General features: G+C 65.8%; 25 protein-coding genes and 1 pseudogene. 19 read left to right on the top strand and 7 right to left on the bottom strand.

The annotated features are described in order from the left end of the window. The first annotated feature begins 1 nt into the window (after position 1). Together ypfJ and G6N58_RS21570 are read left to right on the top strand one after the other, a co-directional pair. Positions 2-886, top strand: a complete 885-nt coding sequence (gene ypfJ / locus G6N58_RS21575; RefSeq protein ID WP_115277347.1) for a KPN_02809 family neutral zinc metallopeptidase — start codon at positions 2-4, stop codon at positions 884-886. Further along, on the top strand, positions 879-2,507 hold the full coding sequence (locus tag G6N58_RS21570; protein WP_115277348.1) for a DUF885 domain-containing protein: 1,629 nt from the start codon (positions 879-881) through the stop codon (positions 2,505-2,507). The genes ypfJ and G6N58_RS21570 overlap by 8 nt, the downstream gene beginning before the upstream one ends. A gap of 2 nt (positions 2,508-2,509) precedes the next feature. Here G6N58_RS21570 and G6N58_RS21565 read toward each other — a convergent pair whose 3' ends face one another. Genes G6N58_RS21565 through G6N58_RS21550 form a run of 4 tightly spaced genes read right to left on the bottom strand, consistent with a single transcriptional unit; the run spans position 2,510 to position 5,340 of the window. Then, the gene (locus G6N58_RS21565) at positions 2,510-3,148 is read right to left on the bottom strand and encodes a TetR/AcrR family transcriptional regulator (RefSeq protein ID WP_115277349.1); all 639 of its coding nucleotides are present in this window, start codon (positions 3,146-3,148) and stop codon (positions 2,510-2,512) included. Positions 3,149-3,151: 3 nt separating this feature from the next. Next, positions 3,152-3,958, bottom strand: a complete 807-nt coding sequence (locus G6N58_RS21560; RefSeq protein ID WP_115277350.1) for an enoyl-CoA hydratase/isomerase family protein — start codon at positions 3,956-3,958, stop codon at positions 3,152-3,154. Beyond that, positions 3,955-5,148 (bottom strand): NAD(P)/FAD-dependent oxidoreductase, encoded by a 1,194-nt coding sequence (locus G6N58_RS21555; RefSeq protein ID WP_115277351.1) that lies wholly within the window; start codon positions 5,146-5,148, stop codon positions 3,955-3,957. The genes G6N58_RS21560 and G6N58_RS21555 overlap by 4 nt, the downstream gene beginning before the upstream one ends. 3 nt (positions 5,149-5,151) lie before the next feature. Beyond that, complete coding sequence (locus G6N58_RS21550; protein ID WP_115277352.1) at positions 5,152-5,340, bottom strand: ferredoxin; 189 nt, start codon at positions 5,338-5,340, stop codon at positions 5,152-5,154. A gap of 235 nt (positions 5,341-5,575) precedes the next feature. Between G6N58_RS21550 and G6N58_RS21545 the strand changes: the two genes are divergently transcribed. From G6N58_RS21545 to G6N58_RS21515, 7 genes are all read left to right on the top strand, one after another. Continuing rightward, the gene (locus G6N58_RS21545; protein ID WP_163908313.1) at positions 5,576-6,823 is read left to right on the top strand and encodes a cytochrome P450; all 1,248 of its coding nucleotides are present in this window, start codon (positions 5,576-5,578) and stop codon (positions 6,821-6,823) included. After that, positions 6,820-7,659 carry a 3-hydroxyacyl-CoA dehydrogenase family protein gene (locus tag G6N58_RS21540; RefSeq protein ID WP_115277354.1) on the top strand — a complete coding sequence of 280 codons (840 nt, stop codon included), beginning with the start codon at positions 6,820-6,822 and terminating at the stop codon, positions 7,657-7,659. The genes G6N58_RS21545 and G6N58_RS21540 overlap by 4 nt, the downstream gene beginning before the upstream one ends. A gap of 57 nt (positions 7,660-7,716) precedes the next feature. Then, the gene (locus G6N58_RS21535) at positions 7,717-9,351 is read left to right on the top strand and encodes an AMP-binding protein (protein ID WP_115277355.1); all 1,635 of its coding nucleotides are present in this window, start codon (positions 7,717-7,719) and stop codon (positions 9,349-9,351) included. After that, a complete protein-coding gene (locus tag G6N58_RS21530) occupies positions 9,348-10,646 on the top strand; it encodes an MFS transporter (protein WP_115277356.1) in 1,299 nt (432 codons plus the stop codon). Before G6N58_RS21535 ends, G6N58_RS21530 begins: the two co-directional genes overlap by 4 nt. A gap of 82 nt (positions 10,647-10,728) precedes the next feature. After that, complete coding sequence (locus G6N58_RS21525; RefSeq protein ID WP_197746436.1) at positions 10,729-11,871, top strand: acyl-CoA dehydrogenase family protein; 1,143 nt, start codon at positions 10,729-10,731, stop codon at positions 11,869-11,871. Then, entirely contained in the window at positions 11,868-12,317 is a 450-nt protein-coding gene (locus G6N58_RS21520) for a nuclear transport factor 2 family protein (protein ID WP_115277358.1), read from the top strand. Before G6N58_RS21525 ends, G6N58_RS21520 begins: the two co-directional genes overlap by 4 nt. 4 nt (positions 12,318-12,321) lie before the next feature. Next, on the top strand, positions 12,322-12,753 hold the full coding sequence (locus G6N58_RS21515) for a nuclear transport factor 2 family protein (protein WP_115277359.1): 432 nt from the start codon (positions 12,322-12,324) through the stop codon (positions 12,751-12,753). Here the strand turns inward: G6N58_RS21515 and G6N58_RS21510 are convergent. Continuing rightward, positions 12,750-13,418: a GntR family transcriptional regulator gene (locus tag G6N58_RS21510; protein ID WP_115277360.1), complete on the bottom strand. Its 669-nt coding sequence runs from the start codon at positions 13,416-13,418 to the stop codon at positions 12,750-12,752. The two genes, G6N58_RS21515 and G6N58_RS21510, sit on opposite strands and share 4 nt — an antisense overlap. Positions 13,419-13,508: 90 nt before the next feature. Here G6N58_RS21510 and G6N58_RS21505 point away from each other — a divergent pair, with 90 nt between their 5' ends. The 6 genes from G6N58_RS21505 to G6N58_RS21480 are packed head-to-tail and all read left to right on the top strand — an operon-like array spanning position 13,509 to position 18,712. Further along, a complete protein-coding gene (locus G6N58_RS21505) occupies positions 13,509-14,285 on the top strand; it encodes an HpcH/HpaI aldolase family protein (protein ID WP_115277361.1) in 777 nt (258 codons plus the stop codon). Further along, positions 14,282-15,079, top strand: coding sequence for a carbon-nitrogen hydrolase family protein (locus G6N58_RS21500; protein ID WP_115277362.1), 798 nt, complete (start codon positions 14,282-14,284; stop codon positions 15,077-15,079). The genes G6N58_RS21505 and G6N58_RS21500 overlap by 4 nt, the downstream gene beginning before the upstream one ends. Positions 15,080-15,116: 37 nt before the next feature. Further along, complete coding sequence (locus G6N58_RS21495; protein WP_232067949.1) at positions 15,117-16,163, top strand: C4-dicarboxylate TRAP transporter substrate-binding protein; 1,047 nt, start codon at positions 15,117-15,119, stop codon at positions 16,161-16,163. Beyond that, positions 16,163-16,699 (top strand): TRAP transporter small permease subunit, encoded by a 537-nt coding sequence (locus tag G6N58_RS21490; protein ID WP_115277364.1) that lies wholly within the window; start codon positions 16,163-16,165, stop codon positions 16,697-16,699. The genes G6N58_RS21495 and G6N58_RS21490 overlap by 1 nt, the downstream gene beginning before the upstream one ends. Beyond that, positions 16,696-18,039, top strand: a complete 1,344-nt coding sequence (locus tag G6N58_RS21485) for a TRAP transporter large permease (protein ID WP_115277365.1) — start codon at positions 16,696-16,698, stop codon at positions 18,037-18,039. Before G6N58_RS21490 ends, G6N58_RS21485 begins: the two co-directional genes overlap by 4 nt. Before the next feature lie 37 nt (positions 18,040-18,076). Then, a complete protein-coding gene (locus G6N58_RS21480; RefSeq protein WP_197746435.1) occupies positions 18,077-18,712 on the top strand; it encodes an RraA family protein in 636 nt (211 codons plus the stop codon). A gap of 9 nt (positions 18,713-18,721) precedes the next feature. On the opposite strand, the gene G6N58_RS21475 is transcribed toward G6N58_RS21480, so the two are convergent. Next, the gene (locus G6N58_RS21475) at positions 18,722-19,741 is read right to left on the bottom strand and encodes an Rv2578c family radical SAM protein (protein ID WP_115277367.1); all 1,020 of its coding nucleotides are present in this window, start codon (positions 19,739-19,741) and stop codon (positions 18,722-18,724) included. Positions 19,742-19,790: 49 nt separating this feature from the next. After that, positions 19,791-20,222 carry an Rv2576c family protein gene (locus tag G6N58_RS21470; RefSeq protein ID WP_115277368.1) on the bottom strand — a complete coding sequence of 144 codons (432 nt, stop codon included), beginning with the start codon at positions 20,220-20,222 and terminating at the stop codon, positions 19,791-19,793. Between the two features lie 268 nt (positions 20,223-20,490). On the opposite strand from G6N58_RS21470, the gene urtA reads away from it, so the two are divergent. The 4 genes and pseudogenes from urtA to urtD all read left to right on the top strand — a co-directional run bounded on the left by urtA (position 20,491) and on the right by urtD (position 24,613). After that, complete coding sequence (gene urtA, locus G6N58_RS21465) at positions 20,491-21,768, top strand: urea ABC transporter substrate-binding protein (protein ID WP_115277369.1); 1,278 nt, start codon at positions 20,491-20,493, stop codon at positions 21,766-21,768. A 37-nt stretch (positions 21,769-21,805) separates the two neighbouring features. Next, positions 21,806-22,690, top strand: a complete 885-nt coding sequence (gene urtB / locus G6N58_RS21460) for an urea ABC transporter permease subunit UrtB (protein WP_068916602.1) — start codon at positions 21,806-21,808, stop codon at positions 22,688-22,690. Continuing rightward, entirely contained in the window at positions 22,687-23,790 is a 1,104-nt protein-coding gene (gene urtC, locus G6N58_RS21455) for an urea ABC transporter permease subunit UrtC (protein WP_115277370.1), read from the top strand. The genes urtB and urtC overlap by 4 nt, the downstream gene beginning before the upstream one ends. Continuing rightward, positions 23,787-24,613: pseudogene (urtD, locus tag G6N58_RS21450) on the top strand (urea ABC transporter ATP-binding protein UrtD). The gene urtC and the pseudogene urtD overlap by 4 nt, the downstream one beginning before the upstream one ends. The last annotated feature ends 2 nt before the right edge of the window (positions 24,614-24,615 follow it).

The following is a 24,615-nucleotide window of genomic DNA, read 5'->3' as shown; positions in this document are numbered from 1 at the left end:
GATGACCTTCAACGAGGGAATGCGCATCGACACCAGCACCACGTCGTCGAGTGGGGGCCGGGGCCCCGGCCGCGGGATGGCCATCGGCGGCGGCGTCGGCGGCCTGCTGATCGTGGTGTTGGCGGTGTTCCTCGGTGTCGACCCCGGCGAGATCATGAGCCAGCAGCCCTTGGACACCCAGGGTGTCGAGGCGCCCGGCGTCGACATCAGCGCGTGCCGCACCGGCGTGGACGCCAACACGAACGTCGACTGCCGGGTGATCGCGACGGGCAATTCGGTGGACGCGGTGTGGGCGCAACTGATGCCTGACTACACCCGCCCGCAGATGCGCCTGTTCACCGGCTCGGTGGACACCGCCTGCGGCCCCGCCACCAGCGATGTCGGGCCGTTCTACTGCCCCGGCGACCAGACGGCGTACTTCGACACCGACTTCTTCGACGTCTTGAAGACCCAATTCGGTTCCAGTGGTGGCCCTTTGGCGCAGGAATATGTGGTGGCCCACGAGTACGGCCACCACGTGCAGAACCTGACCGGCGACCTGGGTCGCGCCCAGCAGGGCGCCCAGGGTGCGGAAGGCAACGGTGTGCGCACCGAGTTGCAGGCCGACTGCTACGCCGGGGTGTGGGCGCACTACGCCGCCATCACCAAGCAGCCCGGCACCGATGTGACCTTCCTGCAACCGCTGACCGGCACCGACATCAACGACGCGCTGTCGGCGGCGGCGTCGGTGGGTGACGACCGCATCCAGCAAGCGTCGACCGGCCGGGTGAATCCCGAAGCGTGGACCCACGGCTCCGCCGAGCAGCGGCAGAAATGGTTCACCGAGGGTTACCGCACCGGGCAGCCGGGTGCCTGCGACACCTTCTCGGCCGGCGACCTTGGCTAGGGGCACCACCGCCGTCGATGCGGTCGCCGAACGCCACCTCGATACTCTTGCCGCCCTGGACCCCTGCGCTGCAACCGAAGTCGGCATTCTGGGCCACGATGACGAACTGACCGACTACTCCCCCGACGGCGTTGCCGCCCGCGCGGAGGCCGCCCGGTCCACCCTGGCCGAACTGGACGCCCTGGTCCCGGTGGACGACGTCGACCGGGTGACCGTCGCGGCCATGCGGGAACGCCTGGGCATCACCGTCGAGCTGCACGATGCGGGACTCGATCTCGGTGAACTGAACGTCATCGCGTCCCCGCTCCAGACGCTGCGCAACGTGTTCGACCTGATGGCCACCGACACCGACAGCGATTGGGCGGTGATCGACCGGCGCCTGGCGCTGATGCCCGAGCGGGTGTCCGGATACCTGGAATCCCTGCGCGCACGCTCGGCCGCCCCCGCCGCCCGCCAGGTACAGCGCGGCATCACCCAGGCGCAGCGCACCCAGGGGCTGCTGGTCGCCATGGTTGCCGGGGCGCCGGTCAAGAGCCCGCTCCTGGGCGCCGACCTCGAACGTCACGCCGGCGCTGCCGCGCAGGCTTTCGGGGAGCTTGCCGAAGGCCTGCGCACCGACATCGCACCGCGGGCCGGGGAGGTCGACGCCTGCGGTCGCGACGCCTACCGGCTGCACTCGCGGTCGTTCCTGGGCGCGGAAATCGACCTCGAGGAGACCTACGCCTGGGGCCTGGAGCAGCTGAACAGCATTGTCGCCGAACAGAACACGATCGCCGGGCAGCTCTACCCCGGAGAATCGGTGGCCGGCGCCCTGGCCCGCCTGGACGCCGACCCGCGTTATCTCATCACCGGCACCGATGCGCTACAGCGCTGGATGCAGGACCTGTCGGACCGCGCGGTGGACGCGCTGGCCGACACCCACTTCGACATCGCGGACCCGCTGCGCACGCTGGAGTGCCGCATCGCGCCCACCCAGAACGGCGGCATCTACTACACCGGCCCGTCGGAGGACCTGACGCGGCCGGGAAGGATGTGGTGGTCGGTACCGCCTGCGGTGGAGCAGTTCCACACCTGGCAGGAAACCACCACGGTGTTCCACGAAGGGGTGCCGGGCCATCACCTGCAGATCGGCCGCGCGGTGGTGCTCGCCGACCAGTTGAACCGGTGGCGGCGGCTGGGGTGCTGGGTGTCCGGGCACGGCGAGGGCTGGGCGCTGTACGCCGAGCGGCTGATGGCCGAGCTGGGATGGCTCGACGATCCCGGGGTGCGAATGGGAATGCTGGACGCACAACGCTTCCGGGCGGCCCGGGTGGTGATCGACATCGGCGTGCACTGCGGCCTGACCGCACCCGACGGCGGCACCTGGGACGCCGCCCGGGCCTGGGATTTTCTGACCACCCACAGTGCGATGGCCGAGGACAACCTGCGTTTCGAGTTGGACCGCTATCTGGGCTGGCCCGGACAGGCCCCGTCGTATGCGGTGGGCCAGCGCATCTGGCAGCGTCTGCGGGCGCAGAGCACCGCGGCGGGGCTGCCACTGCGTGAGTTCCACCGCCGGGCGCTGGATCTGGGCGGGTTGCCGCTGCAGGTACTGGAATCAGCGTTAACGGACCAGCTCTGACTTCAGCTGCGCTCCACGAACCAGCTTTCCGCGAGAAATTTCCAGAACTTCTCGCCGATTTCCCGCGCGGTGTAACTGCCGCCTTGCTGGAACCAGAAGCAGGCGAAGCCGGTCATACCGTCGATCGCCAGCGTGAGCAGGTGCGGATCTAAATCCGGCCGTATCTCTCCGATGTCCTGGGCCTTTTTGATGAGCAAACGCATACCGGCTCGGTACTCTTCGGCCATCCTGCGACTGGTCTCAAATGCGGCTCCGGCGATCAACGGCCTTTCCTGCCAGATCACCGAGGTCAGATCCTGATGCTCCCGGATGACCTCCATCCGCTCTTCGATGAACACCCGCAGGCATTCCGCCGGGGATTCGCTGGACCACCGAGCCCGTTCGAAAGACCGCAGCAGCACCACATGGCCGTAATAGACAATTTCCTCGAGCAGCTTTTCCTTGCTGGGCGCGTGATGGTAAACACCAGCTTTAGAGAGTCCGACAGCCTCCCCGATGTCCTGCATGGTGACTGCAGCGACGCCACGTTCCCGGAAGAGACTGGCCGCAGCCAACAGTATCTTGCGATGCGCTGGGCGCAGGTCGGTCAGGTCATCCGCAGTTGGGCGGCGTGCCTCATCGCGTCCAATCATCATCGACATGGCTCAACTCCGATCGCTGCCACTTGTGGTACCGCTGCCCCGCCGAGCGCCGCCGAGGCTGCTGACGTGTTCCGGGCTGGTGGACAACACTGCCATGTGCGAGGAGATCAGGTCGAGGCTGGTGCGTAGATCCAGCCGTGCCGCCTGATACACCGCGCGCTTGATCATCGCAACTGCCATGGGCGGTTTCGCCGCCAGCGCGCGGGCGTAGTCGAGGGTCCCCGGCATCAGGGCTGAGTCGGTGAAAACCTGGTCGACCAGACCGATCTCTGCAGCCTGCGAAGCCGTGAGCAGTTCACCGGTCCAGAGCAGGTGCAGAGCGCGGGAACGACCGACGATGGGCGGCAACAAGTGCGCACCGCCATCCCCGGGTACCAGGCCGAGCTTGATGTATGCCTCGCTGAACCTGGCGGAGACCGCAGCGAACCGCAGATCGCACATCAGCGCCATGTCCAGCCCCGCACCCAATGCGTCACCGCTGATTGCCGCGAGGTAGGGCTTGTCGAGCCATTCACACGCGTGCGCCACCTGGTGAATGCGACCGACGAGCATCTGCTTGTACGCCTGCGGGTCATGGCCGATAGAGCGCAACGCCGACAGATCGATTCCACTGCAGAACGAACCGGGCGCTCCGGTGAGGACCACCACCCGCACCTGCGGATCGGTGGCCGCCGAGCGCAGCAACTCGGCCCACCGGTCGATGAGTTCCAAGGTGAAGGCACCTCGACGCTCGGGACGGCCCAGTGTGAGCACACCAACCCCGAAATCATCCACTTCCCAGGCGATGTCCGGCACTGTGCGCTCACTCATGCGGCACCCGCCATCGAGTCCCCGGCACCGCGTAGCTCACAAGCCAGGGCCGCCAGTTCAGCATTCGCGTTCAGTGTGGCGGCACCCACGAGCCGGCCCGAGCTGTCGAGGTAGCGAGCCACGAACCGCGGCTTACCCGGCCTTGAACTGATCGTGGTGTCCACCTGATGTGCGGCCGCGGGGCGACCTAGGATCGCCAAAGAGGCACCGTGCTGACGTGAGGTAACACGCAGCAGCGACTCGAAGGGCACGCTCAGGGCCCGGCCCACCGCCAGCGCTGTTCCTGCCGCGGCGCCCTGTTCGCCGGCGATAGACCAGTGCTCCACGCGCGCCGCCGCCCCCCCGCTGCCCACGACAGGCCACCGCGCGACGTCACCAGCCGCAACGATTCGATCATCGGAACCCACTACAAAACACCTGCTGTCACACAGAATTCCATCGGATAAATCCAGATCGGACGCGTCCAGCCACTCGATGTTGGGTACGCTGCCGACCGCGATCAGTACCGCGTCGACGGGTATGACAGCACCGTCGTCGAGTTCGACTGCCTCGGCGGCCGCCGTCCCGTGCACGGCAACGGCGCAGCGCCCCATCCGTAGGTCGACGTCGTGTGCGCCGTGCAGCGCCGCCAGTTCCCCGGCGGCAACGTCCCCCAGCACTGCGGACATCGGTGCAGGCGCGGGGTCAATCACCGTCACCGCACAGCCCAGCTTGCGCGCCGCAGACGCCACCTCCGCCCCGATGAACCCTGCTCCGATCACCGCCAGGCGACCTCCCGCCTGCAGTCGGGCCCGCAATCTTGCCGCATCGTCTGCGCTGCGCAGGTATTCGACACCGCTTAGCTCATGACCCGGCAGCGGCAGGCGCCGCGGCCGAACCCCGGTGGCGGCGACCAACCCGTCGAACGCCAGCCTGCGATGGTCGGACAAAGTGACCGTGCCGGCCCCGAGGTCGCACGTGGTTACCTGCACGCCCAGGATCCACTCGGCGTCGAGTGCGCCAGCCGGTAAGCGTGTCTCGGCGACCGTGCGCTGCCCCGTGAGGAGCTGCTTGGACACCTGCGGCCGGCTGTAGGGCGGATACGGTTCGGCGCCGACGATGATCAACCGGCCGGCCCACCCCGAGGTCCGCAGCGCCTCGGCGGCTCGCAAACCCGCAACGGAGGCCCCGGCAATAACGACATGCTCCACGACTCAGCCCTCCGCCAGGCTGATGGCCAACTGCGGACAGACCTTCACCGCTGTTCGTACCGGCCCCTCGTGGTCGGGGGGGACTTCGCGCGGGTACTCGACCGTGTCGTCGGTCAGTTCGAACACCTGAGGCGCTACGGCTGCGCATTGACCGTGCAACTCACACAGCTCGTCGTCGATCTCGATTCGCACGATTTGCTACCTCCCTAAAACCGACCGACTGGCCGGTCTGATCGAACTAACGGCGAGAACTATATCAACCTTCTTACTGCACTGATACCCGTATGGTTGACATTTGCCTGTGGTTCAGATCATATTTGTGACCGGCTAGCCGGTCGGTTTTGGAAAGGACTTCATGCCACAGCACCTAGACCACCACGTCAGCGACAGCACCGAGACCAGTAGGTGCCCGCACCATTCGACCGCGGTGGATCTGCTCGCGCCCGACGCGCTCGACAACCCGTTCCCGGCATATGAGCGCCTTCGGCGCGACCAACCCGTGAGCTATGCCGAAGATCTCGGACTGTGGTTGGTGAGCCGTTATGACACCTGCGAACAGGTCTTGATGAATCCCGCGGACTTCAGTTCGCGCGACTCGGTCTCCCGCACCAACCCCTACCGAGGCTGCCCTGCGGCGCTGGCAGTGCTGCGCACCTCCAAGATCTACCCCCGCACGCGAACGTTGGTGGTGACCGACCCCCCGGAGCACCGCCGCCACCGCAAGGCGCTGGTGTCCAGCTTGGCTCTGCGGTCGGCGCTACCCACGCTGCGCCCACAAATTCAGGAAATCGTCGATGAACTCATCGACGATTTCATCGGGGTCGGCGAAGTCGAATTCGTCGAGCAATTCGCCTACCCGTTGCCGATGCGGGTCATCGCGTTGTTCCTGGACGTCCCGCACACCGAACTACGCATGTTGAAACGCTGGTCTGACAGTTTCCTTGCCGCCCAGGCCGCCAATGTGGACGACGACGCACTGGTTGAGGCGTCGCACAGTGTGCTGGAGTTCGAGGCTTACTTCCTGGCCAAAATCCACGACCGCCGAAGCCTCGGCCAGACCGACTTCCTCGGGCGTCTGGTGTCCTGGACCGACGACGACGGGGTGGGACTGTCCAACGGCGAACTACTCAGTCTGCTGACTCAGACATTAGTGGGCGGAAACGAGAGCACCAGGAACTTCCTGGGCAGTGCCCTGCACCTGATCCTTACCGAGCCCGGACTGCATACCACGCTGGCGACGGACACCACACGCATTGCCGCTTTTATCGAAGAGGCCATCCGTTTGGAAAGCCCGCTGCAGGGGCTCTACCGGACCGCCACCCGCGAAATCGAGTTGGAAGGGCAGATCATTCCAGAGGGTGCCCGGCTGATGGTCATGTTCGGATCTGCCAACCGCGATGAATCACGCTACGACAACAGCTTCGACCTCGACCGCAATCTCACCGAGAACCCTCATCTGGCTTTCGGCCGCGGTATTCACGCCTGCGTAGGACAATCGTTGGCGCGTTTGGAGTCCCAACTCGCCTTCGAGACCCTGCTTCGCCGCTTGCCGAACCTGCGACTGGCTGATCGCTTCCGCAACGACCATGTTCCGCTCTATGGTGTCCGCGGATTACAACGACTCGATCTGTCCTTCGTCGCCGATCCGGCGGCAGAAGGCACTGCAGCTCGATGAGCGCACTCAATCCCGGCACCGAAGCCGAAATTCGCCGGGTCATCGTCATCGGAGCCGGCCAGATCGGCTCCGGCCTGGCTCAAGCCTGCGCACGAGGCGGTGTCGAGGTGGTCGTGGTCGACCCGGACGGCTACGCCCGTGCCCGCGCTCGCGAACGAATTCAGGGCTGGCTTCACTCCAAAGCCATTGACCGGGAGGTCAGCTGCGTGGCCACCCTCGCCCAAGCGGGGGCAGCCGACCTGATCGTCGAGGCCACCCCCGAGGACCGCGACACCAAGATCGCGGTGCTGGGCGGCATTGCCGGATGCGACGACGCCACCATCATCGCCACTACCACGTCGGCCCTGCCCATCGCGGATCTTGCCGCCGCTACGGATCGACCGGACCGTTTCCTCGGGATGCACGTTTTCTATCCCGTCCCAGCAATGCCCGTTGTGGAGCTGATCCCCTCCGCAGACACCGCCGACGCGGTGGTACGCAGCGTTGCGGCACTGATCGAGGGTCCGTTGGGCAAGACCACCGTGGCGGCCCCGGATCGGCCGGGGTTCATCGTCAACGCGTTGGTAATACCGTATGTAGTGGCCGCGGTGCGCCTGCACCAGGAGACCGGCGCCTCGGCATCGGAGATCGACATTTTGATCCGGGGCGCTGTCGGAAATCCGCTCGGACCTCTGCAGCTCGCCGACTTCATGGGGATCGACACTCTACGCAACATCGCCGGCGTGCTGCACCGGGCCGACCCGGTCGGTACACCCAGGCCACCCGCTCTGTTGGACGACATGGTGGCGTCCGGCCATCTGGGGCGCAAGAGCGGGCAGGGTTTCTATGTTTACTGAGACATGTTGTGAGCGTTCATTCCTCGGTTCGCCACTCTCCGACCGACAGGAGCAGCCATGCACGGTCTGACCCTCCCCGAAACCCTCCGCCTGCGTAGCGTCACTCACGGGGACAAGCCCTACCTGTCGATGTCCGACGGCGGCGTCGAGACGTTCGCCGAGGTTTATCACCATTCCTGTTGCGCAGCAGCAGATATGGCGCACCAAGGCGTGAAAGCCGGGGACCGCGTTCTGATCATGGCCGCGAACTCGCTGGAGGCAATTCACGCCTGGTTCGGGGCCAATCTACTGGGTGCGACCGAGGTGTGGATCAACCCGGCATTGCGCGGCAGGCCACTGCAGCATGCCGTCGCGGTCAGTAAGGCCCGCGTGCTGGTCACCGATCAGTGGAACGAGGTAATTGCTCAAGGCATCCACGGTACCGAGGTCATCACTGTCCTCCTGATCGGCCAGCAGCCACCCGGCGACGTCGAGGCCGTCCACCGGATCGCCAGATTCGATGACCGCAGCGGTGCCGACACCGTAGTGTTGCCGGACTCCTACGACCATCGATCCACTGGCTCGATCGTATTCACCTCCGGCACAACCGGTCCAGCCAAGGGCGTGCTGATGCCACACCGCCAGCTCCGGTTGATCGCCGACACGTCCGCGCACGGAGTGCGGATGACAGATGCCGACATCTTTTACTGCATCCACCCGATGCACCACACGGCAGGCAAGTTCATGGTCGTGTTTGCGGCCATGACAGTCGGCGCACATGTTGTGCTCGAGCGGCAGTTCGACCCGGTCCAGTGGCTGGACAACATCCGCAGGCACAACGCCACCATCGGGTTCGGGCACGGCCCGATGTTGGAGATGATCCACAACACTCCGGAACGATCCGATGACGCGGACAATCCCGTCAGCCGAATCATGGCTGCCCCGATGCCGAAGAAGATCGCCCTGGACTTCGAACGGCGTTTTGATCTCAAAGCCGTGGAATTGTGGGGCATGACCGAGGTGTGCCTGCCGACCTGGCGCCCTTTGGATGAGCCACTTCGTCCAGGTTCTTGTGGCAAGGTACTGACAGAGTACTTCGACCTGCGTATTGCCGATCCCGACACCGATGAACCCGTCCCTGCGGGTGAGGTGGGTGAACTCCAGGTCCGACCACTGCTGCCGTTCACCATGATGCAGGGGTATGAGGGACAACCCGAGAAAACCTTGACCGCGTGGCGGAACTTCTTCTTCCACACCGGAGATCTTGGCTGGATGGACTGCGACGGTTATGTCTACTTCACCGACCGGGTCGGAGACCGTATCCGGCGACGCGCCGAGAACATCTCGACCTACGACATCGAGAGCGCCATCTACGAGATAGAGGCGGTCGCCGAATGTGCGGCTGTGGCCGTCGCGTCGGACTTCGACGGCGATGACGACATCAAGGTCTGCATCGTTGCGGCACCGGGAGCCCAGGTCGATCCGGTGGACGTCATCCGACACTGCGCCGATTCGCTTCCCCATCACATGGTTCCGCGCTACATCGAGTTGCTCGAGCAGCTTCCCCGCACGATTACCAAGAAGGTGATCAAAGCCGCCCTGCGAGAATCCGGTACCGCCGGCGCCTGGGACCGGCGCACCGCCGGGATCGAGCTCCGCTCCCTGTACACCACAGCCCCGACCGTCGGCAGCAAGGAAGGATCCAGGACATGACCCAAGGCGCCACCGTTGACGCCGGCCAGCCCGGGGATGACAAAGCACCCGGGACAGTCGACAAGGCAACTTCTCGAAAGACAACCCGAGCAGCATTTTTCGGGTTTTTTGTCGATTACTACGACATCTACCTACCCGTAGTGGCACTGGCTCCGGCCATCCTCTACTTCCAGCCAGCCGACCTGCCCCCGGCCACCAAGACCACGCTGTTCTACCTGACCCTGATCGCCACCCTGCTGGGTAGACCGCTGGGCTCCATCATGTTCGGCGGACTGGCGGACTCCATGGGCAGGCGAAAGAGCACGTTGATTGCCGTCGCGGGGTTCACCGTATGCACGCTGGCGATGGCGGCATTACCTGGCTACGACGTCCTCGGATACTGGGCGATCGGACTGCTGATCCTCCTGCGGTTCATCGGAGGGGTGTTCATGGGCGGCGAGTACGCCGGCGCGAATCCGCTTGCCATGGAACAGGCACCGCCGGCACGCCGTGGCTTCGTGGGCGCCCTGATCGGCTCCGCCTACCCGTGGGGGTTCATCGCCATTTCGGTGGCCACCCTGCTGATGCTCACTTCTGTCGGTGACGAGGCGTATCTGCAGTGGGGTTGGCGAGTACCGTTCATCCTGGGCGGTGTGCTGGGGATAATCCTGTTCTTCCAATTCGCCAGGGTCCCCGAGTCGGAAGCATGGCTCAAAGCCAAGCGCGAGAACGCGCAGTCCACCCGGGAGGGCAGCCTGCGGACCCTGTTCCGGGGCGTGAACGGACGCAAACTCGCCCAGGTCATCGTGGTGACGATGGGCATGTGGTGGGGTTCGGCCGCCCTGGTCTCGGCCACACCCCCGCTTCTGCAGACTTTCTTCGAATTGCCGAGTCAGCAGGTCATTTACGGGCTACTCGTGGCAAACATCGCCCTGGCCGCCGGTTACATGGTCTACGGCATCACCGGGCAACGGATCGGGCGCAGACGCGCGCTGATGATTGCAGGCGTGCTGGACCTTGTGATCGCGGTACCGGCCTTCTACCTGATGGTCCGCGCCGTTCAGAGCGGCGAGTCGCTGTGGCTCATCATGACCTACTACACGGTCGCACTGGTCATTGCGATGTCGCCCTTTGGTATTGCCAGCACCTACATCATCGAACGGTTTGCCGTCGGGGTTCGTGCCGCCGGTTACGGCACCGGTTATGCGTTGGCCGGAGTCATTCCGTCGTTGTACGCCTTTCACATGCTCTACCTCGACAATGTGATGCCCTACGAGTTCACCCGGTGGTCTTTCTCATTCTCGCCGGGCTGCTGACACTGGTCGGTGCCGCCTGGGGTCCGGAGACCCGCGACGTCGATCTGAGAAGTGCGGAATGACAGCAATGACAGGAGCTTCGATGCACATCGATACACGACGCTGGCGCAGTCTCGAGGACGCCAACCTGACCGACCAGCTGCGGCAGTTCGTGGCAGCGGAGGTGGACCCGCGCGCCGAGGAACTGGACCGCGACGACCGCTACCCCGACGAGATCATCGCGATGACGGCCGCCCGCGGGTGGAATTCCCTCACCCTGCCACACGACGTGGGCGGGGGTGCGAGCTCGATGTCCCGTCTGCTGACCGTCTTCGAGGAGCTGTCGGTGGGCAGCGCGATCGTGGGCATCTCCCTGATCACCATTTTTCAGAGCCAGAAACTGATTGATGCTTTCGGTTCGGCGTCACTGCGCCAGAGGTTGCTCCCGCGCTACCGGGACGGCATGCGTGCGGCCTATGCGCTGACCGAGCGTGCCCACGGCAGTGACATTCGTTCCCTGGATACCAAAGCCGCTCGACAGGCGAACGGGAGCTGGCACGTCCGGGGCCAGAAGGCATTCATCACCTCTGGATCGGCCGCTGACCTGTTCGTGGTGCTCGCGGAGACCGATGCAGGGGTGTCGGTTTTTGCGGTGCCGCGAGAGACCACCGGCCTGCATACCGAGGAGACGGCCGAAGCCCAGACCTTCGGCCTGCGTAACGGACCACACGTCGATCTGCACCTGGACTGTCTGCTGCCGCCGGACGCCCTGATCGGCGAGGAAGGGCGCGGCCTCAAGCAGGCAATGGTCACCCTGGCGAACTCGCGGGTGCTGGCAGCGGGTATTTCTCTCGGTATCGCGCGTGCTGCATTCGACGCCGCACTTCAGTACGCGATCGGTCGTTCGGCCTTCTCGTCCAGGGTCATAGATTTTCAAGGCATCCAGTGGTACTTCGCCGAGGCAGCAGCACGGATCGACGCAGCCAGACTGCTGACCCACCAGGCCGCGTGTGACCTGGACGCAGGACGCGACATCGCCCGCAGCAGTTCGGAAGCAAAGCTTTTTGCCTCTTCGGTGGCAACGGAGGTGGCAGAGATGGCCGTGCAGGTGTGCGGTGCCCACGGCACCCGCACGTCCTCGCCGTTCGGGAGGTATCTCAGAGACGCCAAAACCTACGAGATCGCCGGCGGGTCGAGCGAAATACTGAAGAACACTATCGCCAAGTCACTAATCGGAGCTCGATGACTCCGGGGGACAGGGTTCGTGTGTTCTGCACCGACACCGCCACCCGCGACCTCGACACGCTGCTGCGACATTTCAGTCCGGACGCCAGTTATCACAACGTCGGGACCCGGGCATCGGTGGGTCATGCGGCCATCAGATCCGCCCTCGCCGCACAGTTCGACAGCTTCCCCGGCCGGTACCAATACCGACTGGTGCACTGTTTCGAGGCAGGAGACACCGTGCTGACCGAACGGGTGGACATCCTGACCGCCGCCGACGGCGGGGAACACCATCTGCCGGTGATGGGCGTGTTCCAGGTCCGCGGTGGCCTGATCGTGAGCTGGCGGGATTATTGGGACAGTCGCCTGCTCACACGGATGCTCCGCGGAGAGGAATGTTCGGACTTGGTGCCGTCGGTATGCGATCTCGATAGTCCGTCCGCGGAGTACGGGCAGGCGTTAATGTGAACCGATGAGCCAGCCCACCACCGACGTCGCACCCGCCCTGGCCGCATCGCAGAGTTCGTGGAAGGCCGTTCAGGCCCACGACAAGCATGCCTGGCTGGCGTTGATGGCCGAGGACGTGGTGATCGAGGACCCGATCGGGCAGGCCATCACCAACCCCGACGGCACCGGCGTACGGGGCAAGGAGGCCGTCTCGGCCTTCTACGACACCAACATCGCCCAGAACAACCTGCGGATCACCTGCGAGGAGACGTTTCCGTCGAGTTCGCCCGACGAGATCGCCCACATCCTGGTGCTGCGCAGTGAGTTCGAGGGCGGTTTGACCAGCGAGGTGCGCGGAGTGTTCACCTACCGCGTCGACGGCGCAGGAAAGATCGCCAACATGCGCGGGTACTGGAACATGGATGTCATGAAATTCGAGACCGCGCAGCAGGATTAGCGCGAGAACGCGTTCACCAGCTCCGGGATTTCGCGCAGGTGCCGCCGGAGCACGTCGACACTGCCCTCGGCATCGTGGTTGTCGATGGCCGCCAACAGGTCTCGATGCTCGGACTCGATGGTGAGCAGCCGGGCCGGCGCCTCGGTGAGGGTACGGGTGCCCAGCCGAACCTGCCGCGGTTGCAGCGAGTCGTACAGATCAGCGATCACCGCGTTGCGCTGATGCCGGACGATCTCGGAGTGGAACAGCTGGTCGAGTTGGGCGAATCGGTTCCAGTCGCGCGCGCTGCCGGCCTGCTCCATCTGTAAGACCAACTCCCGGGCCGCGTCGGGAACTCCCGCGCGGCGGGTGCAGATGGTCCGCAACGCGTCGGACTCCAGCACAAACCGCGCCTGGTAGATCTCACGCATCTCCACGGCCGTGACCACACGCACTTGGGCTCCGCGTCGCGGGACGAGGTCCACATACCGCTCGACCTGCAGGCGCTGCAGCGCCTCGCGCACCGGCGTGCGGGAGGTGCCGACCCGGGCCGCGAGCACCACCTCGTCGACGAACTCGCCCTCGGCGAACTCCCCCGCGAGGATGGCATCGCGGATCCATTCGTAGGCCCGCTTGCCCGCGGAGCCCCGCAAGGTGGCGTCGGAGGTGGATTCCAAACTCGGCACACTCTCATTCAACCATTTACACTCAACGGACACTCCGTGTATACATGAAGTCCGCACAGTGTGTTTTCGGCCACGACGAAAGGTCCCCCGTTGGCAGCACCACAGACACCTGATGTACGCGAGCCCGCCCTGTCGATCTGGCTCACCGAACCGTCGATCGCCGCCGTCGAAATGGGGAAGTTGGCCGGTTACGACGCCGTGGTCCTCGACATCGAGCACGGGCTCTTCGACCTGCGCACGCTGGACTGGCTGATCCCGTTCATCCGCGCCAAGGGCATGCGGGTGATCGCCAAGGTGCTGGGACCCGAGCGCGGGCCCATTCAGCAGGCCCTCGATTTCGGTGCCGATGCCGTGGCGATCCCGCACATCACCTCGGCCGCGCACGCCCGCGAGATCTGCGGGTTCGCCAAGTTCCCCCCGCTGGGTGACCGCTCCTTCGCCGGCGGCCGCACCTCGGACTACCGCGGCTTCACCGACGACTGGGTGGCCGCCCAGGACCGGAACACCCACTGCTACGCCATGATCGAAGACGCCTCCGCCTACGACGAGATCTCCGCCATCGTGGACCTCCCGGTGGTGGACGGCATCTTCATCGGCCCCAGCGACCTTTCGCTGCGGCGCGACCGTGGCGCCTACGCCGTCACCGAGGCGGACCTGGCCGACATCCGTGCGCTCGCCCGGGTCGCCAACGCCGCCGGCAAGCCGTGGGTGCTACCCGCCTGGAGCGCGGCCGAGCAGCGCCTGGCCCTCGAAGAGGGCGCGCACACCATCGTCGCGTCCATGCAGTACGGCGCGATGCTGGCGGGCTTCACCTCGACCATGCAGAACCTTCGCGAAATCCAGAACGATGTGAGGAGCACCCGATGACCCTGACTGCCGCGATCGCACAGTTCGCCCCCACCGAGGACAAGGCCGCCAACCTCGATGTCATGGTCGGTCTCATACGGGATGCCGCAGAACGCGGTGCCGAACTCGTGGTCCTTCCCGAATACTCGGTCTTCACCGTGCCCAGCATGGATGACCGCTTCGTCGAGACCGCCGAACCCCTGAACGGCCCGTCGGTCACCCGCCTCGTCGACGCGGCCACCGAGTCGAAGGTGACGGTCATCGCGGGCGTCAACGAGTCCGCCGCCGACGGCCGGATCCACAACACGCTGGTCGGTATCCAGGACGGCACGATCGCCGCCGTCTACCGCAAGGTCCACCTCTACGACGCCTTCGGGTACAAAGAGTCGGACCGGGTGATCGCCGCAGACCCGTCCACACCGGAACTGTTGCAGCTCAACGGTTTCACCATCGGCATGCAGACCTGCTACGACCTCCGCTTCCCCGAGACGTCGCGCACCCTGGTCGATGCGGGCGCGGACGTCATCGCCCTGCCGGCGGAGTGGGTGCCCGGCCCGCTGAAGGAATACCACTGGAACACGCTGTTGCGGGCCCGTGCCATCGAGAACACCGTCTATGTGCTGGCCGCCGACCAGATCGCCCCGGCCGGTTCGGGCAACAGCGTCATTCTCGACCCGATGGGCATTCCGCTGGCAGCGCTGGGAGAGGCCCAGGGCATCGGCATCGCCCGCCTCGAGCGTGAACGACTCGCGGCGGTCCGCGCTGTCAACCCGGCGCTGACGCTGCGCCGTTACCGCGTCACGCCCGGGGCCTGACATGGCCGGGCGCCTTCACCGAGGAGCCGCCGCCGCGATGGTGGCCCTGTCCGCAAGCGCCTTGACCGCCTGCGCGGTGGCCCAGGACGGCGAGTACGTGCTGCACTACACCACCTATTCCTCACAGACCTCGGATCAGTCCCTGACCGCGCAGCGGTGGGCGCAGGAGGTCGAAGAACTCACCGACGGTGGGGTCCGGGTGCAGTTCCACTACTCCCAGAGCCTGGTGGGAGCCGACGAGTCGGTGCAGGCCACCTTGGACGGACGCGCAGACCTGGCGCAGGTCGGCTCCATCTACGCCGCCTCCGATCTGTCGATGTTCACCGTCATCGAGCTGCCCTTCGAGACCAACAACCCCGAAGTGCAGATGACGGCCATCGAGCGGCTGTACAACGAGAACGACACCTACCGTGACGATTTCGATCGCCAGGGGGTGCGCCTGCTGTTCCCGCTGCCGCTCGGGATCAATCTCGTCGGGTTGAAGCAGCCGGCTGCGCGGCCGCAGGATCTGGCCGGGCTCAGCATCCGTTCGGGTGGACTCACCTCCGAGGCTCTGCTGGCCGTGGGCGCCAACCCGGTGGCGATGACCGCCACCGACATCTACGAGTCCATGGAGCGCGGAGTCGTCGACGGTTATACCGCCCTGGCGATCGCGAACCTGCCCACCTTCGGGTTGTCGACCACCACGCCGTACCTGATCGATCCCGGCATCGGCACGTACTCGTCGTCGATCGTGGTGATCAACGCCGAGCTGTTGGCGTCCATGCCCCAGGAGTACCAGGACGCCATCGCCGAGGCATCGGCCAACGGCATCGGCTACGGACTGGAGGAGATGGGCGCGGCAGCGCAGACGGCCTGCACCGAGCTCAGGGAGACCAACGCGCAGCTGTCCACCATGCCCGCGCCGGATGTCGAGGCGTGGAAGGAACGCGCCGACATCGCCCAGGGTTGGGTGGACCGCTACGCCGAACGCGGCTACGACGCGCAGGGTGTGCTCGACGACTACCGGCGCATCATCGCCGAGGAGTCGTCGACCTCCGACTACGCCGATCCGTTCATCGCCTGTCTAGAAGGAAAGATCTGATGGCGCTTCCGGATTCCCCCGCCTCCGAGGTCGAGCTGCCGAGACCGCTGACGCTGGCGGTGCACGCCCTCAGCGTGGTGGCCGGCCTGCTGCTGCTCGCCCTCATCGCGTTGACCATCGCCGACGTGGTGGGCCGCAACGCCGGCGGACGCTCGATCGTCGGCACGGTGGACATCTCCACCATGCTGCTGGTGGCCATCGCCTTTCTGGGACTGGCGGCGGCCGAGGTCAACGGCAACCATGTCACCGTCGAGCTCGTCGAGACCCGCTTCGGGCCCACGGCGAGGCTCGTCCTGTCCGTGCTGCGCGCGGCGTTGCTGGTCGCACTCGGAGTGCTGATCATCTGGGGGCTCGGCGAAGTCCTGGTGAGCGCCCTGGAGCGCGGCGAGACCACCAACGACATCCTGCGGTTGCCCACCTGGCCCGCCAAGGTGGTGCTCTTCCTGTCCTTCGTCGCGTTCTTCGTGGTCGCGGTGTGGAAAGAGTTGCTGACGTTCAGGGCACTGCGGTCCGAGGCGAACGGAGCTCAGCGATGACCGCCACCACCGCCGTTGTGCTCATCATCGTGCTGCTGCTGTTCTTCGCGCTACTGGCCATCCGCCTGCACGTCGCGTTGTCGCTGATGGCTGCCGCCTTCGTCGGCGTGCTGATGCTGCGTGGCACCGGTGCCGGCCTCAGTACCGTTGCCAATCAACCGTTTTCGACGGCTGCCGACTACTCGCTGACGATCATTCCGCTGTTCATCGTGATGGGCGTGTTCGCCGTGCGCGCCGGGCTGGCCCAGGCCGGCTTCGACCTCGCCTCGGCGGCGATGCGACGCATGCCCGGCGGTCCGGCGCTGGCCTCCCTGGCCGGGTCCGGCTTGTTCGCTGCGGTGACCGGTTCGAGTGTGGCCACCGTTGCCACCATGGCCCGGGTGTCCACCGACGCGATCGTGCGTGCCGGGTACGGCATCCGACTGGCTGCCGGTGTGGTGTGCGCGGGCGGCACGCTAGGAGTGCTGATCCCTCCGTCGATCGTGCTCGTGCTCTACGGCGTGGTCACCGAGGAGAGCATCGGGCAACTGCTGATCGCAGGGATCGGGCCGGGACTGCTCACCATCGCCCTCTACGCACTCACCATCGTGTTGTTGGTGATCTGGCAGCGTCGTCGCACGCCGTCGGCCGACATCTCCGCGGCCGTCGATCAACCGGCGACCCCGGAGCACCCGCCACGCCTCGACATCATCGGGTTTCTCTATCTCGTAGTGATTTTCGCGGTGTCCATCGGCACCATCTACTTCGGTATCGCCACCCCGACAGAAGCCGCCTCCTTCGGGGCACTGGCGGCGCTGCTGGCGCTGCTGCTGCGCAACCGGCCTCCGGCGTGGCTGCGGGAGATCGGCGGGTCACTGCAGGAGGCAGTCGGGCTGACCGCCATGACCTTCCTGTTGATGGTGGGTGCCGGGGTGTTCACCTACGTGCTGGCGCTCAGCGGGGCGAGCACGTCCCTGGTGAGCGCGGTGACGGGGGCGGACCTGCCGCCGTACCTGGTGTTGGTGCTGTGCCTGGCAGCCCTGCTACCACTCGGGATGTTCCTCGACGGCATCTCAATGATCCTGATCGCCGCGCCGCTGTTGCATCCGATTCTGATCGGTTACGGCTTCGACGGGATCTGGCTCGGTGTGCTCATCGTGAAGGTCGCCGAGATGGCCCTGGTCACCCCGCCCGTCGGCATGAACGCGTTCGTCTACTCCGGCGCCGTCCGCGAAGCCGGTTTGGGGCGGGTGTTCCGCGGCATCGCTCCGTTCATCGTCGCCGACCTGGTGGTCGTCGCGCTGCTCATCGCTTTCCCCTCCATCGTCACGTTCCTGCCCTCGATGTCGGGCGCACAGTAACCAGAAAGGCACAACACCCGTGTTCACCATGAATGACATGCCCGAGCAGGTCGATCCCGCACTGCTCGACGAACTGCGCGACGTATGCGTCTCCACCCTCGGGCATCTGCGCGACCACGGGTTCGCCATCGGCCTGTCCCCCAACCGCCGCCCCGTCAAGGTGTTGGGAACCGCTGTCACCGTGCGGATTCCGCACCTGGACTCCACCGCGGTGCATCTGGCGGTCGATCACCTGCGGCCCGGAGATGTGTTGGTGGTCGACCAGTCCGGCGATCACAGCCGTTCCTGCTTCGGCGGACTGGTGTCGTTCACCGCCAAGGCCCGCGGGGCGGCCGGTGCGGTGATCGACGGCTCCATCAACGATCACGACGAGACCCAGGCCTACGACTTCCCGGTGTTCTCCCGTGGGTACAGCCCGCTGACCACGCGGATCGGGGCGATCGAAGGCGCCATCAACGTTCCGGTCAGCATCGGCGGCGCCGTGGTGCGACCGGGCGACCTGGTGTTCGGCGACTCCGACGGTGTGGCGTTCCTGCTGCCCGAGGAGGCCGTGGGTTTGGGCGCGCTGCTGCGGGGCAAGGAGCAGGCCGAGGTCCCCGCGCGCGAGAAGATCGCCGCGGGCGGTTCCATCGCGGAGTTCTCCGGAGCGATTGTGCACCACCCGCGCCGCTGACAACCCACCTCAGAACAGGGTGGCCTGCACCGGTTCGGCCACCGGCGCCGCCGGTGGCCGCGGCACCCGCGAAAACTGGTTGCCCCGGCCGGTGAGTCCGTACTTGGCCACCAGCGGTGCCGCCCGTCGGCGCAGCCTGTCGCGGTACTCCTCGGGCAGGTAGGCCCCCTGGCGGTAGAGCCTGCGGTACGGCGCCACCAGTTCGGGGTGGTGGTCGGCCAGCCACGACATGAACCAGCCCCGCGTCGAGCCGCGCAGATGCAGCCCGAACACCGTCACCCCGGTGGCACCCGCCTCGGCGATCTGACCGAGCAGGATGTCGAGATGGTCGACGGAATCCGTGAGATGCGGGAGCACCGGGGCCACCATCACGTGGCAGTCCAGCCCCGCCTCGCGGATCGCAGAGATCAGCTGCAGACGCGCCTGCGGCGTGGGCGTGCCCGGCTCCACCTGCCGGTGCAGTTCGGGGTCGCCGATTGCCAGGGACACCGACACCGACACCGGCACCCGGGTGGCAGCCTCGGTGATCAGCGGCAGATCGCGGCGCAGCAGGGTGCCCTTGGTCAGGATGGAAAACGGCGTGCCGAAGTCGGTGAGTGCGCCGATGATGCCGGGCATCAGCGCGTAGCGCCCCTCGGCCCGCTGATAGGGATCGGTGTTGGTACCCAGGGCCACCGCCTCGCGGCGCCAGCTCGGCCGACTGAGTTCGCGACGTAGCACGTCGACGACGTTGGTCTTGACGACCACCTGCGAATCGAAATCGTCGCCGCAGTCCAGATCCAGATACTCGTGGGTGGGCCGGGCGAAGCAGTAGCGGCAGGCATGCGAGCAGCCGCGGTAGCCGTTGACGGTGTAGGTGAAGGGCAGCTGAGATTCGGCGGGGACCTTGTTCAGCGCCGACTTGCAGAGCACCTCGTGGAAGGTGATGCCGTCGAACTGCGGTGTCCGCACGCTGCGGACGAAGCCGATGCGCTGCAGACCGGGCAACGCACCGTCATCGACGTTGACACCCTGGGCCGACCATCGCATCGGCCAATGCGAACATACGTTCGACCCAGGTGTCAACGCCTGCGGCTGATCACCACTGCGAGAGCTGGCACCGCACGTTGTAGGGATCGTCGTGGGCGGTCTGGACCACGCCGTCAACGGCGATGTCGCAGTGCACATTCGGAGCCGCGCGGCCACCGTGGGTGGTGCTGCCGACCTGGAGGATGGCCCACTGCGGATCCGCCATCGTGGTCTCGAACACCCACGGCACGCCCGGGGCCAGGTTCACCGTCTCGCGCTTGGCATAGGCATAGGCGTCGGCATTGAAGGCCGCCATGCTGGGCGGCTGCGAGGTCAGATAGAACAGGTCGAACTCGTAGGGGGCGGCCGAGACCAGCGTGTAGCGCACCTGCTGTCCGGCCGACTCAGGCTCGGCGCCCGCAAACCCGGCACCGGCGATACCCGCGGCAGCGAGAACCACTGCCGCACCAACTGTGACTGTCCCTTTTCGCATGTTGGTCATATCTGCCGACGCTACCCGATCGTTACACCGCCTCGGTGCGGCGCCGACCCAGCAACCAGCTAAGCCGATAGCCATGCTGTCGAACATCAGGTCAACACCACGTGGCCACCAGGTTAATGCGTTCGTGACACACAGATATTTCCCAGAAACATAACGGCCCTAGTTTCCTTTTCGGCACCCGCGGGGGGTGTCAGGCGGACCGCGACAGGCCTTTTCACGAGGATTTTTCTGGTTGCGAGCCGTGTTCACTCTTCATGAAAGGCTCTCGATGCGCAGATCTGTGCGTCCCCAGCGCTCATCGCTGAAACGGTCGGCTGTGGCAGCCGGCGGCGTCCTGTTCGCCACCAGCCTGGTACTGGTCGGCTGCGGCAGCAAAGCCAGTGACACCGGAACTGCCGCCGAGGCGGCCTCGTGCGTCGACACCGAGAGCCCGACCATCAAGGTCGGATCGCTGAACTCGCTGTCGGGCACCATGGCCATCTCCGAGGTCACCGTGCGTGACGCGATCAAGCTCGCCGTCGACGAGATCAACGCCGACGGCGGTGTGCTGGACAAGCAGATCGAACTCATCGGGGAAGACGGCGCCTCCGAGCCCACGGTGTTCGCCGAGAAGGCCGAGAAGCTGATCAGCAGCGACTGTGTGGCCGCGGTCTTCGGCGGATGGACCTCCTCCAGCCGCAAGGCCATGCTGCCGGTGTTCGAGAGCGCCAACTCGCTGCTGTACTACCCCGTGCAGTACGAGGGCCTGGAGTCCTCACCCAACATCTTCTACACCGGTGCCACCACCAACCAGCAGATCGTGCCCGCGTTGGACTACCTGAAGGAGCAGGGCGTGACGTCCCTGTACCTGGTGGGCAGTGACTACGTGTTCCCGCAGACCGCCAACCGCATCATCAAGGCGTACGCCGAGGCCAACGGCATCGAGATCAAGGGCGAGGACTACACCCCGCTGGGCTCGACGGACTTCTCGACCATCGTCAACAAGGTCCGTACCGCCGACGCCGACGCGGTCTTCAACACCCTCAACGGCGACTCGAACGTGGCGTTCTTCCGCGAGTACAAGAACGTGGGCCTGACCCCGCAGGAGATGCCGGTGGTCTCGGTGTCCATCGCCGAGGAAGAGGTCGGCGGCATCGGGGTGGAGAACATCACCGGTCAGCTGACCGCCTGGAACTACTACCAGACCATCGACACCCCGGTGAACAAGGCGTTCGTCGACGCGTACAAGGCGGCCTACGGTGCCAACAAGCCCACCTCCGATCCCATGGAGGCGGCCTACACCTCGGTCTACCTCTGGAAGAACACCGTCGAGAAGGCCGGCGCCTTCGACACCAAGTCCATCCAGGACAACGCCGACGGAGTGACTTTCGACGCCCCCGAGGGTCTGGTCACCATCGACGGCGAGAACCACCACATCACCAAGACCGCCCGCATCGGCGAGATCCGGCCCGACGGCCTGATCTACACCGTCTGGGAGTCACCCGGCCCCATCGAGCCGGATCCGTTCCTGAAGTCCTACCCGTGGGCCGCCGGGCTGTCCGGCTAGGTACGCGGGCAGCGAAGCGACGGGGAATCAACAGAGTATGGATGTCCTGATCGGACAGCTGGCAACAGGATTGAGCCTCGGCTCGATCCTGTTGCTGGCTGCTCTCGGATTGTCGTTGACCTTCGGCCAGATGGGCGTCATCAACATGGCGCACGGTGAGTTCATCATGGCAGGCTGCTACACCGCGTTCGTGGTGCAGCAGATCGTCTCCAACGCCGGTGTCTCCCTGTTCATCTCGTTGATCGTGGGCTTTGTCATCGGCGGGGCACTCGGCGTGCTGCTGGAGGTGACACTGATACAGCGGATGTACGACCGGCCGTTGGACACCCTGTTGGTGACCTTCGGCGTCGGCCTGATCCTGCAGCAGGTGGCGCGGGACATCTTCGGCGCACCGGCGGTCAACGTCATTGCACCGCAGTGGCTTTCGGGTGGCTTCGACATCATGGGCGCGGTGGTGCCCAAGACCCGCCTGTTCATCCTGGTGCTGGCCGTGGTGTGCGTGACCGTGCTGGCCGTCGTCTTGAAGGTCAGCCCGATGGGTCGACGCATCCGGGCGGTGGTACAGAACCGCGACCTGGCGGAGACCAGCGGCATCTCCTCGCGCAAAACCGACATCACCACGTTCTTCATCGGCTCCGGCCTGGCCGGGGTGGCCGGGGTGGCGCTGACGATGATCGGATCCACCAGCCCCACCATCGGGCAGAGCTACCTGATCGACGCCTTCCTGGTGGTCGTGGTGGGTGGGCTGGGCCAGATCAAGGGCACCGTCATCGCCGCCTTCGGCATCGGTTTCCTGAACTCGTTCATCGAGTACAACACCACTGCCTCGCTGGCCAAGGTGATCCTGTTCGTGGTCATCGTGATCTTCCTGCAGGTCCGTCCGCAGGGCCTGTTCACCGTTCGGACAAGGAGTCTCGTATGACGCGCGTCCTCGGTAGGTGGCAGACCTGGGCCGGTTTCGGCGTGGCGGCGGTACTGCTGTTCGGAGTGATGCCCGCGGTCCTGTCCGATTTCCGGCTCAGTCTGCTGGGACGGTTCCTGTGCTTCGCCATCGTCGCCGTGGGCATCGGGCTGGCGTGGGGCCGCGGCGGCATGCTGGTGCTGGGCCAGGGGGTGTTCTTCGGCCTCGGCGGCTACATGATGGCCATGCACCTCAAGATCGCCGACGCCCAACTGCTCGGCGACGACGTGCCCGACTTCATGCAGATCCAGGGCACCCGGGAATTGCCCGGCTACTGGGCGCCGTTCGCCTCTCCCCTGGTGACATTGTTGGCCATTCTCATCGTCCCCGCGGGTATCGCGGCGGCGCTCGGCTTCGGTGTGTTCAAGCGCCGGGTGAAGGGCGCGTACTTCGCCATCCTGTCGCAGGCGCTGGCGGCAGCACTGGCCATCCTGCTGATCGGGCAGACCGGGCTCGGCGGCTCCAACGGGCTCAACCGGTTCCGCACGTTCTTCGGATTCAACCTCAACGATCCGCTGAACCGGCAGATGCTCTACTTCATCGCCGCCGGCGTGCTGCTGGTGGTGGTCGCCGTGGCCCGCCAACTGATGCAGAGCCGCTACGGCGAACTGCTGGTGGCCGTGCGTGACGGTGAGGAGCGGGTCCGCTTCCTGGGCTACGACCCGGCCAATATCAAGGTGGTGGCCTACACGGTCGCGGCCCTGTTCGCCAGCATCGCCGGTGCGCTGTTCGCGCCGATCGTCGGGTTCATCGCCCCGTCGCAGGTGGGCATCCTGCCGTCCATTGCGTTCCTGATCGGCGTGGCGATCGGCGGGCGGACCACCCTGCTGGGCCCGGTGCTGGGTGCCATCGGGGTGGCCTGGGCACAAACCCTGTTCTCCGAACAGTTCCCGTCGGCGTGGACCTATGGACAGGGCGCGCTGTTCATCCTGGTGGTCGGCTTCTTCCCGGCCGGCTTCGCCGGACTGGCGGTGTTTCTCAAGCGGCGCAAGAAGGCCGCCGAGCAGAACCCCGACCCGGATCCCCTGCCCGAGAACGAGAAGGTGGGAGCGCCGTCATGACCACCGCACTGCCCGAACCGAAGGCCGGCGGCAACGTCGGCATGGGCACCCAATACCTCGAGGTACGCGGCCTGACCGTGGATTTCGACGGCTTCAAAGCGGTGCAGAACGTGGACCTGACGCTGCTGCAGGGCGATCTGCGATTCCTGATCGGCCCCAACGGTGCCGGCAAGACCACCGTCATCGATGCCATCACCGGCCTGGTGTCGGCCACCGGGTCGGTGAGCAAGTCCGGCACCGAACTGCTGGGCAAGAAGGTGCACCAGATCGCCAAGCGCGGTGTGGGACGCACGTTCCAGACCGCGAGCGTCTTCGAAAAGCTCACGGTGCTGCAGAATCTCGACATCGCCGCCGGCGCCGACCGCTCGTGGTGGACACTGCTGAGGCGCCGGCCCGGGGTGTTGCCGTCCATCGAGGAGGCCCTCGAGATCACCGGGCTGGCCGATCTGGCGGACAAGCCGGCAGGCGTGCTGGCCCACGGCCAGAAGCAATGGCTGGAGATCGGCATGCTGTTGGTGCAGAACGCCGACGTGCTCCTGCTCGACGAACCGGTGGCAGGCATGAGCGCCGAGGAACGTGAGGAAACCGGAAACCTGTTGCGGCGCATCGGCGCCGAACGCACTGTGGTGGTGGTGGAACACGACATGGACTTCATGCGGGCGTTCGCCACCTCGGTGACGGTGCTGGCCCGAGGTCAGGTGATCGCCGAAGGCACGGTGGCCGAGGTCCAGGCCAACCCCAAGGTCCAGGAGGTCTACAGGAGGTCTACCTGGGTACGGCCGCCGCCGGCGCGGACGGCCTCGAAGAGACGGAGGCGTCGTGACG

Source organism: Mycolicibacterium tokaiense (assembly GCF_010725885.1).
Classification (GTDB): domain Bacteria; phylum Actinomycetota; class Actinomycetes; order Mycobacteriales; family Mycobacteriaceae; genus Mycobacterium; species Mycobacterium tokaiense.
Note: the sequence above shows the minus strand (reverse complement) of the source record. Positions and strands in the feature narration are given on the sequence as shown.